Here is a 15,576-nt window from a genome sequence, read left to right as displayed (position 1 = left end):
CCCGATTCAATGAATCGGGATTTTTTTATTGTTTAAATTGAATCATCCTATATTTAAAAACTATCAAAAACAAATTACATTTTTCACTATCCTTTAATATGATATCCTACTATTTTTGGAGATTCATCATTAATTTTTAAAAAATTAATGTTTTCAGAAAATGAATTATTCTCATTATATGATTTGATAAAAACGTGTATTTCTAATTTTTTACTTATAGAATCTTGATCTTTAACTTCTGTATAAAAAGTTTCAAGATTTTCAATTTCGTAATTTTTCGCTTTAAAACCCAAGCTATCTTTTATTAAAACGATTTTTTTAATAATACTTGTATCTAATTCCGAAGAAAGGTTTTTATATATTTCATCATATTTTTTTAAATCACAATTTTTATAAAAATCTTGAACTACCGATTTCCCGTAAATAATATCAACTTCTCTGTTTGTTTCTTTTTTAATTGATTTTTCGCAAGAAAATAGAATAAGAAAACAGATATACAGTATTGTCTTTTTCATAACTAAACTTCATTAGTTCATTTGTTAACTCTCTCAATATTCGCTTTATGCAAAACGTATTTTTATTACAATTGAGATAAGATTTAAAAGTACTTTTTTTACAAAGCATTCCGCATAAACTCTTCGGCCTTTTCCACCATATTTTTACTTCCGCAAAAGAACGGAGCTCTTTGATGTAATTCCGTAGGTTGAATTTCCATGATTCGTTTAAATCCGTCAGAAGCTCTTCCTCCGGCTTGTTCTGCCAAGAAAGCCATCGGATTACATTCATACAACAAACGCAATTTACCCTTTGGCGCCTTAGAACTTGTTGGATAAATATAAATCCCTCCCTTAATCATGTTTCTATGGAAATCAGAAACTAAACTTCCGATGTAACGAGAAGTGTACGGACGATCCCCTTCTTCTTCCTGACAATATTTTATATAATTTTTTACACCTTGAGGAAAGTGAACATAATTCCCTTCGTTTATCGAATAAATCTTTCCGTCTTCAGAAAATTGCATATCAGGATGTGAAAGATAAAACGTTCCTATTGCCGGATTCAACGTAAAACCGTTAACACCGTGTCCTGTAGTGTAAACCAACATTGTTGACGTTCCATAAACCACATAACCTGCCGCAACTTGATTTATTCCGGGCTGCAGAAAATCTTCTATTTGAACAGGCGTTCCTACAGGTGTTACTCTTCTGAATACTGAGAAAATAGTCCCCACAGAAACATTAACATCTATATTTGACGAACCGTCGAGCGGATCCATCAGCACTACATATTTGTTATTGTGGCTATTATCAGCTCCCGCTACGGTAATGAAATCATCGTTTTCTTCAGAAGCAATTCCGCAAACAATTTCGCGGTTAATTAATGTTTGAATAAATGTTTCGTTTGCAAAAACATCTAATTTTTGTTGATCTTCTCCTTGAATATTCTGTTCACCTGCTGCTCCTACAATATCAACTAATCCGGCTTTATTCACTTTATAATTTACCACTTTTGCGGCTAAACGGATAGAATTGATAATTCTTGACAATTCACCGGTTGAATATTGAAAAGAATTCTGATTTTCAATGATAAATTCGCCTAATGTAGTATTTCGTTCTTCCATATGAAATCGTTGTAGTTGTGTTAATGGCACAAATATCGCTTTTTTTGTGATATGATTAAAAAAATTACAAACTTGTTTTTCAACGTCTTATTTTTGCACTTCTATTTCCAAAAAAATAGAGATTTACGAAAAATGATTATACGAAAAGGAACAAAAGAAGACATGTCAGCTGCTTTAGATTTAATTAAAGAATTAGCAGTTTTTGAAAAAGAACCTGATGCTGTTATCGTAACGGTCGAAGATTTAGTGAGAGATGGTTTCTCAGAAAATCCATTGTTTCATACTTTCTTTGCTGAAATAAACGGGGAGATTATCGGGATGGCATTATATTATTACCGTTATTCTACTTGGAAAGGAAAAACCATTCATTTAGAAGATTTAATTGTAAAAGAAAATATGCGTGGAACCGGAGCGGGTTCTGCCTTGTATCAAAAAATTATGGAACAAGGAAAAGCTGAAGGTGTGAGAAGAATTGAATGGAATGTTTTAGACTGGAATATAAATGCTATTCATTTTTATGAAAAATCGGGAGCGACCATTTTACCCGACTGGCGTGTGGTTCAAATGGACGAAAATGGAATCAACACTTTTTTAAATAACAATTGATAAATTGCCTTTGGGTAATACTAGATTTAATCTATGAGAATATTCAAATTTGGAGGAGCATCAGTTAAAGATGCAGATGGGGTTAAAAATGTAGCCTCTGTATTGGAAAAAGTAGGACACCAAGATACACTTTTGGTTATTTCTGCTATGGGTAAAACGACAAATTCTCTTGAAACCGTAATAAAGAACTATTTCGAAAATTCCGGAGAACTTAATGCCTCTATTCAAGAAGTTCGAAAGTACCATAATCAAATTTTATTGGATTTATTTGAAGACGAAGAGCACGACGCATTCTTTGCTGTGAATAGTCTTTTTAACGATTTGGAATATTTCATCAGAAGCAATAAATCACCTAACTACAATTTCGTTTACGATCAAGTGGTGAGCTTTGGAGAAATTGTTTCTACAACCATTGTCAGTCATTATTTTAACCAAATCGGTTTTACAAACACATGGTTAGATGTTCGTAACTTTATTAAAACTGACACGACTTACCGTGACGCCAATGTGGACTGGGAGTCTACTCAAAAGTTAATTCAAACGGAAATTGATAAAAGCAATTTATATATTACTCAAGGTTTCTTAGGTTCTGATCCAAATCATTTCACGACTACTTTAGGTCGAGAAGGTTCTGACTACACGGCTGCTATTTTTGCGTATTGCCTAAATGCCGAAAGTGTAACGATTTGGAAAGATGTTCCGGGTGTTTTAAATGCTGATCCGCGTTATTTTGAAAATACTATTTTATTGAATCAAATTTCATATCGTGAAGCGATTGAGTTGGCATTCTACGGAGCAACCGTTATTCACCCTAAAACATTACAACCTTTGCAACGCAAAGAAATTCCTTTGCACGTAAAATCGTTCATCAATCCTTTGTTACCAGGAACAAGCGTTTCAAAAGGAGCTGATTTAGAACCTCAAACTTCTTGTTTTATCGTAAAAAAGAACCAACTGTTGCTTTCTTTATCTTCATTGGATTTTTCCTTTATGATGGAAGATAACATTAGCGAAATTTTTGGTTTGTTTCACCAATACAAAATCAAAGTGAACTTGATTCAGAATTCAGCGATTAGCTTCTCTGTTTGTATTGAAGATAAGTTCAACAATTTTGGTGAATTAAAAAATGCGTTGTCTAAAAAATTCAAAGTTTCTTTTAATGAGAATGTATCACTTTACACTATCAGACATTTTGATAACAAATCGGCTGCCGTTGTCGAAACCGGAAAAACAGTGCTTTTGAAACAAATTTCAAGAGAAACACTTCAAATTATTACCAAAGAATAATTTTATATTATTTGCCTTTGTTCAGAACTCTTTGTTTGAACAGAGGCTTTTCATTTTCCCGTTAAAACTTCATTTCCTTTTTTCCATTAATAAATACTACTTTTGAATTTTATGAGTTATAAGTAGTAATGGCAAAAAAAGGGTTCATAATAATGATGATACTTTGGTTTTCGGGACTTTGGTCTCAGGAAATCGAAACACCCTATAAGTCCAAAAAAATTGCTGTTAGCCAAGATACTATTTCCATTGAAAAAGTAAGTATTAATAAAGCCTTTTTTAAAGTAAAAGATTTATCAGGAAACGAAATCGACTCCACTTTATATCATGTTGATTTCCCAAAGGGAAAAATTGTTTTTAAATCCGATAGTATTCTATCAGACAGTTTAGAAATCAAATACTTAACTTTTCCTCAATATATTACTAAAGAATATGCTATTTACGATGACAGTAAAGTGGTTTCTAACGCGGCAGCCGGAAATTTATACAGCATCAAAAGAGAATCCATCTCTAAATTCAAACCTTTTGACGGACTAAACACGTCGGGAAGTATTTCCAGAGGAATTACTATTGGCAACAATCAAAACACCGTGGTGAATTCCAATCTGGATTTACAAATAACCGGAAAAATATCCGACAAAGTTAGTTTACGTGCTTCTATTCAAGACAGTAACATTCCATTGCAAGACGGAGGTTATTCACAGAAGCTAGACGAATTTGATCAAATTTTTATCGAACTTTTCTCGGATAAATGGAGCATTCGCGCCGGCGATTTATTTCTGGAAAACAGAACTTCCCAATTCCTGAATTTCAACAAAAAAGTCCAAGGTTTGTCGACTCGTTTTTCGCTTGGAAATTCAGACAGCAAAACGGAAATTTATGCCTCAGCAGCAATTGTTCGCGGACAATATGCCCGAAGTACTTTCACCGGACAAGAAGGAAACCAAGGCCCGTACAAATTAAAGGGCAATAATGACGAATTATATGTTTTGGTTATTTCGGGTTCAGAACGCGTTTATGTCAACGGAATTTTATTAGAACGAGGTGAAAACAATGATTATACAATTGACTACAACGCCGGAGAAATTGTTTTCACTTCACTGTTTCCGATTACTTCTGAAATGCGTATTAATGTAGAATATCAGTACACGGATAGAAATTTTACACGTTTGGTAACTTATGGAGGTGTTACACATGAAAGAGAGAAGTTCAAAATCGGAGCTTTTTTATATTCCGAAAACGACGTTAAAAACCAACCGTTGCAACAAAATTTATCGGAAGAGCAAGTTGATATTTTAAAAGAAGCAGGAGACAACCAAAGTTTAATGAGTGCTCCATCTGCCTATCAAGACACTTATTCTGAAAATAAAATTTTATATCGAAAAATTACAGTTGGAGCCGAAGATGTCTACGAATATTCAAATGATGAAAATGAAACACTATACAACGTCAGCTTCATTTACATAGGTGAAAACCAAGGAAACTATATCATTAGCAACAACAATGCTATTGGAAAAATCTATGAATATGTTGCTCCGACAAACGGTGTTTTACAAGGAAATTATGAACCTGTTGTTAAACTTATTGCTCCTACTAAAATCCAAATTGCGACAGTTCTAGGAAATTATTCACCTTCCGAAAAAACAAACATCGACTTTGAACTGGCTGTTAGTAACAACGACCAAAATTTATATTCTTCTATTGATGACAATAACAATAAAGGTGTCGCAGCCAAAATTAACGGAAAACAGCGTTTGTATACTGGAAAATTCAATTTGGATCTGATGACGAAATACGATTTTGTACAGCAAGATTTCAAAACTATCGAACGTTTGTATAACATTGAGTTCAACCGTGATTGGAACATCAGTACTGTTTTAGGAAACCAGTCTTTATTACAAAGCGGATTGAATTTCAATTTCTTACAAAAAGGATATGCGCGTTATCAATTTGAAAAACTAGACTTTTCTCAAAATTTTTCAGGAAATCGTCATCTGGTAGAATCAAATTTGAAGTTCAACAAAACTGCTTTGGTTACCAATTTTAGCGCTATGAACAGTCAAAACGAAGCATATGATTCTAAATTCATTCGCAATCAAACAAAAATTTTACAGCATTTGGATAAAAATTGGGTTGGAGCAACATTCAACATGGAAGACAACCAACAAGAAAACACAGAAACCAATGAATTCACCTCGTTAAGCCAACGTTATACAGAGTACGGTTTCTTTGCCGGAAGAGGAGATTCTACGAATGTTTATGTTGAAATTGGCTACAAAAACCGAACCAATGATAGTTTGGTCAACAATGCCGTTGAAAGAGTCAATCAATCCCATTCCTATTATCTGAAATCGCAGCTTATCAAAACAGAAAAAAGTAATCTAAGTATTTATGTAAATTATCGAAACTTAAAATATAAAGACGATCAAATTCCTGATGAAACTTCATTAAATTCCAGACTTTTGTATACCAATTCGTTTTTCAATAATTTAATACAAAGTTCAACGATTTACGAAACTACTTCGGGAACTATTGCTCAACAAGAATTTACATATTTAGAAGTAGATCCCGGACAAGGTGTTTATATGTGGAACGATTACAACAACAACGGAATTCAGGAAATTCAAGAGTTTGAAGTGGCTCCGTTTCCTGATCAGGCAACATTTGTTCGAGTGTATTTGCCCAATCAAACATATATTAAAACGCACCAAAACCGGTTTTCACAATCGCTTATTTTTAATGGTTTGGCTTGGCAAAACAAAACAGGAGTTCAGAAATTCTTATCCCATTTTTACAATCAGTTTTCTTTTTTAGTGGAGCGAAAAATTGAAAAAGAGAACAGTAATTTTGATTTAAATCCTTTTTCAAACAATGAAAATACCTTAGGATTGAACAACAACTTCAGGAATAGTTTGTTCTACAATAAAGGAAAACAAAACCATTCCGTAACCTATACTTATGTCAATAATCATTCTAAAAGTCTCTTGAATGTGGGCAGCCAAGAAGCTAAATCCTATATCCATCAAATACAATATGCGCATTTAGTTGCTAAAACTTGGTTATTCCAAATCAATTCGCAAACTGGCAATACTAAAAGTTATTCCGAAAATTACAGCAGTAAAGATTATGAGATCGATAATTATTCGGCAAGTCCAAAAATTTCTTATCTCTTTTCAAAAAATGCCAGTTGGGATATTTTTTACGAATACAAACATCAAAAGAACACTATTAACTCAATGGAAATGTTAAAACAAAATCAATTAGGAACCGGACTGACTTTAAACTCTGAAAAAGGTTTTACGTTAAATGGAACATATTCTTTTTATAACAACTCGCTTGTCGGAGAAGCTTCCTCTTCTGTTTCTTTTCAGATGTTACAAGGCTTGCAAGCTGGAAAAAATTCCGTTTGGCAACTTTTATTACAAAAAAATATAACACAATATCTTGATATAAACATTAATTATCAAGGAAGAAAATCAGAGACAAACAAAACTATTCATACCGGAAACATACAATTAAGAGCCTTTTTTTAGTTAAAATTTAAGAACTTTTAATCTAAAGTAAATAAATTTACCTTTTTATACATAAATCCATTCTATATCGATGAACCGATTAATTCTTTTATTAGCTTTTTTTTTAATAACTTTCAATTCTTTCTCTCAACTGAGTAATAAGCATTGGATACCTCCTTTGCATGCTAATGAAGACAACAGTTCTGGACTTATACAAGAACATTACATTTACCTTTCTACACCTGAGTCTACATCTTTTTCTGTTACTGTTACAGACGGCTCAGGAAATGCTATAAGTGGTTCTCCTTTCACTATTTCTCAAGGAAATCCTGTAGAAATTTTAATTGGAAATGGTCAACCTTCCTCAATGTTTATTAATAAATCTGATGTTGGAAAAGTTATTTCCGGAAAAGGATTAATTTTAGAAGGAATATACGATTTTTACGTAAGTTTCAGAGTTCGCTCTCAAGCTCATGCAGAATTTTTATCTTCAAAAGGAACAACTGGAGCAGGAACCATATTCAGATTAGGTAGTCTTCCTCAATATTATGCAAGTTCTATTCGTAATTTCGTTTCTGGCTTTATGGCTACAGAGGATAATACAACTGTTAATTTATCTGATTATGATCCAAACGTAAGATTTATAATAAACAGTAACAATACCATTACATCCGGAACCCAAACTTTCACGTTAAACAAAGGGCAAAGTGTTGTTGTTTCCGGAAATTGTGATTCTCAATCTCTTTCTGCAAACTTTACAGGATTTATAGGTGCTTTATTAACTTCTGATAAACCTATTGTTGTGAATACAGGAAATCTTGCTGGTGGTACAGAACCCTCTTTAACAGGTAATGCTTCTAAACAAGATTTTAATCTAGATCAGATTGTTCCTCTGGAACAGGTAGGAACAGAATATGTCATTATGAAAGGGAATGGATCAAACAATACAGAAATCCCTCTAGTTATTGCACATGAAGATAATACTGAGATTTATATCAATGGTAATAGCACTCCAATAGCTATTCTAAATGCTGGAGAATACTTTTTAATACCTTCATCTAATTTTCAAGGTATAGACGCTAATAAAAATATGTATATAAACAGTATTGATAAACCCTTTTTTTTATATCAAATTGTAGGAGGAGATTCTTCAAATGATGCTACAAATGGTTTTTTCTTTATACCTCCTTTAAATTGTTACTGGCAAAAAAGTGTAGATCTTATACCTAATGTGAATAAAATTGGTTGGGACACCTATAGTAGTGATTTAATCCTAGCTACAGAAATTAATGCAACAGTCACAATCAATGACGTTGTTACTAATGCTACTCCTTTAGTAGTTGCAGGAAATCCTAATTGGGAATCTTACCGAATTAGTGGTTTAACAGGAAATGTAAAAATTGAATCAACTGGACCTTTAGCTGTTGGTGTTTTTGGAGCAAGTGGTAATGCTGGTTTTGGAGGCTATTTCTCAGGTTTTGGAGCATCTCCAAAAGATGTCTCTTTAAATGTTTGCTCTAGTTCAATCATAGATCTGTTTGAAAAAATACCAGGAAATCCTGACACCGGTGGCACTTGGCACTTTAATGATCCTGATGCGCCTATAAGGGTTAATGAAGGTATTTTTGATCCAAGCTTAGATAACATAGGTGACTATTATTATAAATTCACAAAGAGTTGTCCCGGACAACCTAATTTAGATATTACAATTAAAGTTACTATCACCAGTATTGTTCCAGGTCCAAATGCAGGAACTTCTTCCTTACATTCTTTTTGTACTACTGATGCAATAATTGACTTAACTACCCTATTGGGAACAAGTATAACTCCTAATGGTCAGTGGACTTATAATGGATCTCCAAGATCCGACGGAATGTTTGATCCAAGCACTGATTCTTCAGGGAACTATACTTATACTTTAACTGATCCAAACGGAGTTTGTGATCCGGCAGTCGCCACTATAACCATCACATTAAACAATTCTCCTCATACCATTCCGCTTGCTCCTTATGAAATTTGCGACACTAATGATGATGGAGACGATACAAATGGTTTTGCCTCATTTACTTTAAGCTCAAACAACACCACCCTTATAGATAACCAAACAGATATTGCATCAATTCAATATTTTGAATTATTCCCTGATGCTGAAGCAAATACTGCTTCTGCTGTTCTTCCGAATTCATATTATTCAAACAGTAAAACTATTTATTACCGAATAGAGAACACAAGCGGATGCTATGCAACCGGAAGTCTGGACTTAATTGTAAACCCATTGCCAAACTCAATCCCTCAAGTAACTCTAAAACAGTGTGATACTGATACTGATGCAATAACTAATTTCAACTTAACAGAAGCTAATTCATTGATATCAACTGATTCTAATTTAATTTTTTCATATCATTATTCTTTATCTGGTGCTCAAAATAACACTAATTTCGTTCCGGATGATATAAATCACAGTGCTTCTAATGGAAGTGTAGTCTGGGCTCGTATTGAAACCAACAAGGGGTGTTACCGAACTGCAAAAGTCAACTTAGTGGTTTCCACTACAACTATTCCTCTCAATTTCAGTTTCCCATTATATGAGTGTGATGATTTTATCGATACAAATGATCCTGATGATGATGGAATTGACTATTTTGATTTAACTCAAATTGAAAGTACTCTTATAAATCAGTTTCCTACCACTCAATCGTATACTTTTTCATACTATTTAAATGAAACTGATGCTTTAACTGAACAAAATTCTATTACTGATATTTCTAGTTTTAGAAATACAATTCCAAATTATCAAGAAATTTGGGTTCGTATGGAAAGTAATCTTTATGAATGTGCTGCATTAGGTCCTTATTTAAAACTAACGGTAAATCCTCTTCCTGACACTGATTTAGGCTATGATTTCTTTTTATGCGTAAATCCTCAAACCGGACAAGGATCTCAAATTATTGATGCTACCCCTATAACTTCAGGAAGTTATACCTATCAATGGGACTCTAATGTCTCTGGATTAGATCTATCTGGTGAAACCGGATTTCAATATACAGTAACTCAACCCGGAACATATACTGTTACTGTAACGAATGTAAATACATCGTGTGTGAATACAGATGAAGTAAATGTTACTTATTCTTCTGAGCCTTTAAGCTTTACCGCTGAAATTACCATGCCTCCTTTTTCTTCTGGTACGACTACTATTGTAGGTAGTGCTTCAGGAGGCTATGGGATATATGAATACAGTTTAGATTTGACAAATTGGCAATCAAGTCCAACTTTCTCTGATTTACCAAATGGAAATTACACCATCTACGTGAGAGACATTCAAGGTTGTGGACTTCTTTCCGTGTCAAATTTATATGCCATAACCTATCCTAATTATTTTACACCAAATGGTGATGGCTACAATGATACATGGAATATCTCTAACCTTCCATCTGAATATGATGCTAAGATTCTAATATTTGACCGCTACGGAAAACTTATTAAACAGATTAGCTCTTATGGAGAAGGATGGGACGGAACTTATAATGGAAAACTTTTACCTTCAACTGATTATTGGTTTAAAGTTGAATATAAAATCAATGGTTCTGAGCAAGAATTTAAATCTCACTTTAGTTTAAAAAGATAATGGACGCATTTGTAAAAACCTCTATCAATAACAAGATAGCTACTATTAGTTTTTATAATAAAGCAGGGAACTCTCTACCCTCTCATTTACTAAATGAATTAGCTAATGCCTTTTATGATTTAGATAAAAATAAAATTATCCAGCTTATTATATTAAAAAGTGAAGGTGACACTACTTTTTGTGCCGGAGCTTCTTTCGACGAGCTTTTGAGTATTTCTAATTTTGAAGAAGGCTCTACGTTTTTTTCTGGTTTTGCTCACGTAATAAATAACATGAGAAAATGTAGCAAAATTATTATTGGAGAAGTTACTGGAAAGGCTGTTGGGGGCGGTGTAGGTTTAATTTCAGCTTGTGACTATGTATTTGCCACTACTAACTCATCGATTAAACTTTCGGAACTAGCTATAGGAATTGGTCCCTTTGTAATTGAACCTGCTGTAAGTCGAAAAATCGGTCAAATGGCTATGGGTGAAATGGCTTTAGAACCTACTCAATGGAAAACATCTGAATGGGCACATAAAAATGGGTTGTACAATAAAATTTTTGATAACTCTGATGATTTAAAAGCTTCTTTAAGCCAATATAGCCTTGAACTTTCAAGTTACAATTCTGAAGCTTTATCTGAGCTTAAAAAAGTATTATGGAATGGAATCGAAAACTGGGATCATCTCCTTTTTGAAAGAGCGGCAATTTCCGGTCGTTTAGTCCTATCTGATTTTACAAAAAATGCCTTATCCCAATTTAAAAATAAACAATAATGAAATGGTTTAGCTTAATTCAACAAGTTAATATAGAGGAAAAAATGAAAAATGCTCCAGACAAGAACTATGAGATAGGTGTTGTCATTGGTACGTTTTTACCTTTTTTAGTGTTAATCGGAATTGCCTATCTATTATATTACAGAGCCAAGAAAAAAGAAGAGAGCAATTAAGCTCTCTTTCTTATTATATTTTTCTGGTTTTAAGCCAACCCGTAATACTTAATCGTTCTCTTTTAACAGGTAGCACTTCGTGTTCCAAAACCTGACTTTCAAAAATTACTACACGTCCTTTTACAGGATAAATCTTAAGTTCAGTTTCTTCTTTATATATTACTAACTCTCCTCCGAATTCCGGTTGCCAATTTTCATCGTTTAAGTAACACACCACTGAAAGTTTCCGACTGTCGTCATTTTGAAAAGTATCCAGATGCTTTTTATAAAAAGTCCCTACAGGATATAATGCATAGTGAAATTCTCTATCTTGAATTCCCAAGAAACAAGTTCTGTTCAAATAGATTATAAAATCGTTTATCTTCTCAAAAAAAACGCCTTCTGCTTCATTTATCTGAGTTTCATCGATCCAAGAAATAAAATCTCCGCGAATTGATTTTATGACGTGTTCATTAAATTGGTCTCCTATCGCTGCTTTTTTAAATTCATCTTCTTCATATTTGTTCAAAAGATTATTTCTTAGACTGCTGACCTCTTCAATAGAAAAAAAATCGTCTACAATGCTATATTGTTGATTTAAAAGATCTTCAATGATCTTTTCGTATCTCGGATTTATGTTTAACCCATTCATATATGTCAAAAAAGTGAGCAAATATAGTATGAAAAACAATACGAAGATCACTAAGATTAATTTATTAATTTTGTAGCTTAAAATAGTATCAGATGAGTAAAATTAGAATTACCAAACAGTTCACATTCGAAACAGGACATGCACTTTATGGTTATGACGGAAAATGCAAAAATGTACACGGTCATAGTTATAAATTATCCGTAACTGTAATTGGAACACCTATTGACGATCAAACAAATGTAAAATATGGTATGGTAATAGATTTTGGTGATCTGAAAAAAATTGTAAAAGAAGATATTGTAGATGTTTTTGACCACGCAACGGTTTTCAATAAAAACACACCTCATATTGAATTAGCTGAAGAACTCAAAAAAAGAGGGCACCATGTTATTTTAGTTGATTATCAACCAACTAGTGAAAACATGGTCATTGATTTTGCTCAAAAAATCAAAAAAAGACTTCCTAATGACATCGCGCTTTTTTCACTTCGCCTTCAGGAAACAGAAACTTCTTTTGCCGAATGGTTTGCCAGCGATAATTTATAATACTTGTTCTTGAAAAGCTATTTTCGGATTTAAAATCTGTTCAATTAAAATTACGATTTCTTCTGAAAAGGCTTCCAAAATTTCATTAGTAATACTTGTTTCTTTTTCAAAAACAAAAGGCATAAATCCGGCTTTCATGTTCTTGAATGAAATAATTCCGGCTTCCATTTCTTCCGAAGGGAATCCAAATTGTTGTACATACATTAAAGCATAACAAAGTAATTGGATTGATTTTTCATTTTTTAAATCTTCTGTAAGCCGATCAAATTCTTTGATCTTTAGATTTCGGGCTTCTACTTTTCCTGTTTTATAATCTATAATGCGGAGCTTTCCATTGCAAAGCTCTATTCTATCTACTTTACCGGAAATTTTGACCGGAAATGGTAGCTTTTCGTGTTTTAATTCCCCTTTTAGTTCTGTTTCCAACATTAAAATTTTGATTGCTTCATCTTCTTCTATCCTAGCCTGTTCAATTTTTAAAAAATTAAAAACATTTCGCTTTGCCACTTCAAAAGCTAAAAAGTTTTTCCCTTTTTTAATTTCTCCTTCTTTATAGACTTTCTTGAACATTTCCAAAACGACATCATCAATTTTATCTGTCATTTCTTCAATGCCTTGAACAGTCAAAAATTTACCTGTAAAAGGTTGATACAGCAACTCCAGACTTTCATGCACAATAGTTCCCAATGTGTTGACTGCAATATCTTCTTCTACTTCATCTGCTTCTCTGACACCTAAAACACGTTGAAAATAAAACTGAATAGGATTTCGAATATAATTTGTCAAAGATGAAGGAGAAAAACCTTTTCCAAGAGCAATTTCTTTGAGCCTTTCTAATGCTTGTTCTGATTTTTCTACCTGTATTTTCTCATAAGGTTTGTCTGGCAATACCGCATTGTACAAAACATGTTCAATAGTATGATTTGGTAGTTTCTCTAACTCCAACTGAGTTATAAATCGGCTTTTTTCACCTGCATCAATACCTTCCTGATCGGCATTATATAACAAGAAAATATTTTTTGCTCTAAACAGTAAATGATAAAAGTGATAACTATAAATGGCATCCTTTTCTTTATATGTTGGCAAGCCTATCTCCTTTTTCACATCGTAAGGTATAAAAGATTGTTGGCTTTTTCCAGAAGGAAATTTACCTTCATTTACTGATGTTATGATAACATTTTCAAAGTCTAAGACACGGCTTTCCAAAACACCCATTACTTGCAAGCCCGTTAAAGGCTCACCTTCAAACGAAACTTCTGTCAAATCCACAATTTGTTTGTAGGTTACCTGAATGTCTTTTACAGAAATCATTTTCCCATACTTCTCCTGATAAACAATCATCTTGTTTAACATTTTATACACACTATACACAAAAGCCTGTGAAACTTTCTCTGAACTTCCTTCCTGTTTCAGAAAATCACGCAACATCAACGTAAGCGTTTTTAGTGATTCTAATATCTCTATTATGGAAATGGTGTCCCAACGTTTAAAAAGCAAAGAAAATAGAGCTTCATTAAGTGAACCTATCTGGTTTTTTAATCTAAGAAGTGTCTCTAAAGAGAAAAAAGTAAAATTATTGGAATTTATAATATGAACCAACTCATTAAAATTCCCAAAAGGCTCTATAAACGGATGGCTTAGAACCTCTAAAACTTCTTTGTAATACAACGTATAATGCTGTTCGTTTCTTGACAAGGAATTAGCATGTAACTTAATAATCTTTGCTATGAGTAATTGCGCAGGATTATTTTTACTGGGATACCCCATGGTTATATTAAGACTTGACACCTGTTCAGGCAAACTATTTAAAACCGGTAAAAGTAAATTCTCATCTCCTAAAACCAAAGCTGTTTTATTATGTCTCTGATCAACAATACTTAGATCTTCTACTATTTTACCCGCAATTCTGGCTTGACCTATAGATTTTGGCGTTCCTATGATCTTAATCTCTTTTTTTTCTGAAAAATGATTGAAAATCCAATCAAAAGATGTATTGCCAAAATAAGGTTTCCATTCTTTTTTAAATCTTCTTATAAACAAACCGGTATCGTGATGTGTATTGGCTAAAAAATACTCATCTATATCCCAATATACTCTTCCTTTTTGATTCGTAACAAAATGAAGCATGATTTTTTCTTCTGCAGAATTTAATGCATTAAAGCCTGCAAAAACATGGTACTCATTAGAATTAATTTCACTCAATTTAGCTACTGCTTCCCTATAAATAAGTCCTTGATAGCCAATTCTCTTGGATTTTAAATATGAGTAAAGTGCTTTATAATACTCCGGTAATTTATTCCAAAATAATAAATGATTATCAATTAACTTTGTTGTGTCTTTTTGTTCTAGATCCCATCGTTTTAATGCTTCAATATCGCTCAAATAGGAAAAAATATATTTAGGCTCAATCAAATAACGATCAATTTCATTAAAATCTTGAATAGCTGTTTTTGCCCAACCGGAGAATTGTTCAAAAGTTTGCTGATTTTCCTTTGGCGTTAACGAAAGGTATACCTCATAAAACTCAAACAAAAGCTCAATACTATCTACACTTCTAATCCCCGATATTTCCTGAATCAATTCCTCTACACTTGTAATTTTCGGTGCAAAATGTGTTTGACCAGACTTATTCTTCAAGATCTCTAATAAAAAGACACGTGCTCTTTTATTAGGTAATACAATCACTAAATTACTCAGATCTTCATTAAAGTCTCTTAATAGTTTATCAGCTAATGTTTCTAAAAAAGTATTTGCCATCATTATTTTATAAAAATAAAAAAACGCCCCGAATATCGGGGCGTTTTTAAGCTTTATTTTG

Annotated in this window: 11 protein-coding genes; 7 read left to right on the top strand and 4 right to left on the bottom strand. The window is 32.8% G+C overall.

Annotated elements, in window-relative coordinates; all coding sequences use genetic code 11:
• Positions 1-86 precede the first annotated feature (86 nt).
• Both ACUSJC_RS08240 and fbp read right to left on the bottom strand, forming a co-directional pair.
• A complete protein-coding gene (locus ACUSJC_RS08240; RefSeq protein ID WP_449269091.1) occupies positions 87-515 on the bottom strand; it encodes a hypothetical protein in 429 nt (142 codons plus the stop codon).
• Between the two features lie 98 nt (positions 516-613).
• Positions 614-1,621: a class 1 fructose-bisphosphatase gene (fbp, locus tag ACUSJC_RS08235; RefSeq protein ID WP_449269090.1), complete on the bottom strand. Its 1,008-nt coding sequence runs from the start codon at positions 1,619-1,621 to the stop codon at positions 614-616.
• A gap of 132 nt (positions 1,622-1,753) precedes the next feature.
• Here fbp and ACUSJC_RS08230 point away from each other — a divergent pair, with 132 nt between their 5' ends.
• From ACUSJC_RS08230 to ACUSJC_RS08205, 6 genes are all read left to right on the top strand, one after another.
• Complete coding sequence (locus tag ACUSJC_RS08230) at positions 1,754-2,227, top strand: N-acetyltransferase family protein (RefSeq protein ID WP_449269089.1); 474 nt, start codon at positions 1,754-1,756, stop codon at positions 2,225-2,227.
• A gap of 33 nt (positions 2,228-2,260) precedes the next feature.
• On the top strand, positions 2,261-3,514 hold the full coding sequence (locus ACUSJC_RS08225) for an aspartate kinase (RefSeq protein WP_449269088.1): 1,254 nt from the start codon (positions 2,261-2,263) through the stop codon (positions 3,512-3,514).
• A 128-nt stretch (positions 3,515-3,642) separates the two neighbouring features.
• Entirely contained in the window at positions 3,643-7,044 is a 3,402-nt protein-coding gene (locus ACUSJC_RS08220) for a hypothetical protein (RefSeq protein WP_449269087.1), read from the top strand.
• Between the two features lie 70 nt (positions 7,045-7,114).
• A complete protein-coding gene (locus ACUSJC_RS08215) occupies positions 7,115-10,651 on the top strand; it encodes a T9SS type B sorting domain-containing protein (protein ID WP_449269086.1) in 3,537 nt (1,178 codons plus the stop codon).
• Complete coding sequence (locus tag ACUSJC_RS08210; protein WP_449269085.1) at positions 10,651-11,409, top strand: enoyl-CoA hydratase/isomerase family protein; 759 nt, start codon at positions 10,651-10,653, stop codon at positions 11,407-11,409. Before ACUSJC_RS08215 ends, ACUSJC_RS08210 begins: the two co-directional genes overlap by 1 nt.
• A complete protein-coding gene (locus tag ACUSJC_RS08205; protein ID WP_449269084.1) occupies positions 11,409-11,582 on the top strand; it encodes a hypothetical protein in 174 nt (57 codons plus the stop codon). The genes ACUSJC_RS08210 and ACUSJC_RS08205 overlap by 1 nt, the downstream gene beginning before the upstream one ends.
• Positions 11,583-11,595: 13 nt before the next feature.
• Here ACUSJC_RS08205 and ACUSJC_RS08200 read toward each other — a convergent pair whose 3' ends face one another.
• Positions 11,596-12,213, bottom strand: coding sequence for a 2OG-Fe(II) oxygenase (locus ACUSJC_RS08200; protein ID WP_449269083.1), 618 nt, complete (start codon positions 12,211-12,213; stop codon positions 11,596-11,598).
• 92 nt (positions 12,214-12,305) lie between these two features.
• Between ACUSJC_RS08200 and ACUSJC_RS08195 the strand changes: the two genes are divergently transcribed.
• The gene (locus tag ACUSJC_RS08195) at positions 12,306-12,758 is read left to right on the top strand and encodes a 6-pyruvoyl trahydropterin synthase family protein (protein WP_449269082.1); all 453 of its coding nucleotides are present in this window, start codon (positions 12,306-12,308) and stop codon (positions 12,756-12,758) included.
• Here the strand turns inward: ACUSJC_RS08195 and ACUSJC_RS08190 are convergent.
• The gene (locus ACUSJC_RS08190; protein WP_449269081.1) at positions 12,753-15,518 is read right to left on the bottom strand and encodes a PD-(D/E)XK nuclease family protein; all 2,766 of its coding nucleotides are present in this window, start codon (positions 15,516-15,518) and stop codon (positions 12,753-12,755) included. The two genes, ACUSJC_RS08195 and ACUSJC_RS08190, sit on opposite strands and share 6 nt — an antisense overlap.
• Positions 15,519-15,576: the final 58 nt, after the last annotated feature.

The sequence above is a fragment of the Flavobacterium sp. U410 genome (assembly GCF_053570605.1).
The sequence above is the reverse complement of the archived record's forward strand: the minus strand, read 5'-3'. Positions and strand labels throughout refer to the sequence as shown.

Bases quoted from the DNA above. Each gene is read 5' to 3' on its own strand.
- ACUSJC_RS08215 (WP_449269086.1), top strand. From the start codon at position 7,115: ATGAACCGATTAATTCTTTTATTAGCTTTTTTTTTAATAACTTTCAAT.
- fbp (WP_449269090.1), bottom strand. From the start codon at position 1,621: ATGGAAGAACGAAATACTACATTAGGCGAATTTATCATTGAAAATCAG.
- ACUSJC_RS08205 (WP_449269084.1), top strand. From the start codon at position 11,409: ATGAAATGGTTTAGCTTAATTCAACAAGTTAATATAGAGGAAAAAATG.
- ACUSJC_RS08230 (WP_449269089.1), top strand. From the start codon at position 1,754: ATGATTATACGAAAAGGAACAAAAGAAGACATGTCAGCTGCTTTAGAT.
- ACUSJC_RS08225 (WP_449269088.1), top strand. From the start codon at position 2,261: ATGAGAATATTCAAATTTGGAGGAGCATCAGTTAAAGATGCAGATGGG.
- ACUSJC_RS08195 (WP_449269082.1), top strand. From the start codon at position 12,306: ATGAGTAAAATTAGAATTACCAAACAGTTCACATTCGAAACAGGACAT.
- ACUSJC_RS08200 (WP_449269083.1), bottom strand. From the start codon at position 12,213: ATGAATGGGTTAAACATAAATCCGAGATACGAAAAGATCATTGAAGAT.
- ACUSJC_RS08220 (WP_449269087.1), top strand. From the start codon at position 3,643: ATGGCAAAAAAAGGGTTCATAATAATGATGATACTTTGGTTTTCGGGA.
- ACUSJC_RS08190 (WP_449269081.1), bottom strand. From the start codon at position 15,518: ATGATGGCAAATACTTTTTTAGAAACATTAGCTGATAAACTATTAAGA.
- ACUSJC_RS08210 (WP_449269085.1), top strand. From the start codon at position 10,651: ATGGACGCATTTGTAAAAACCTCTATCAATAACAAGATAGCTACTATT.
- ACUSJC_RS08240 (WP_449269091.1), bottom strand. From the start codon at position 515: ATGAAAAAGACAATACTGTATATCTGTTTTCTTATTCTATTTTCTTGC.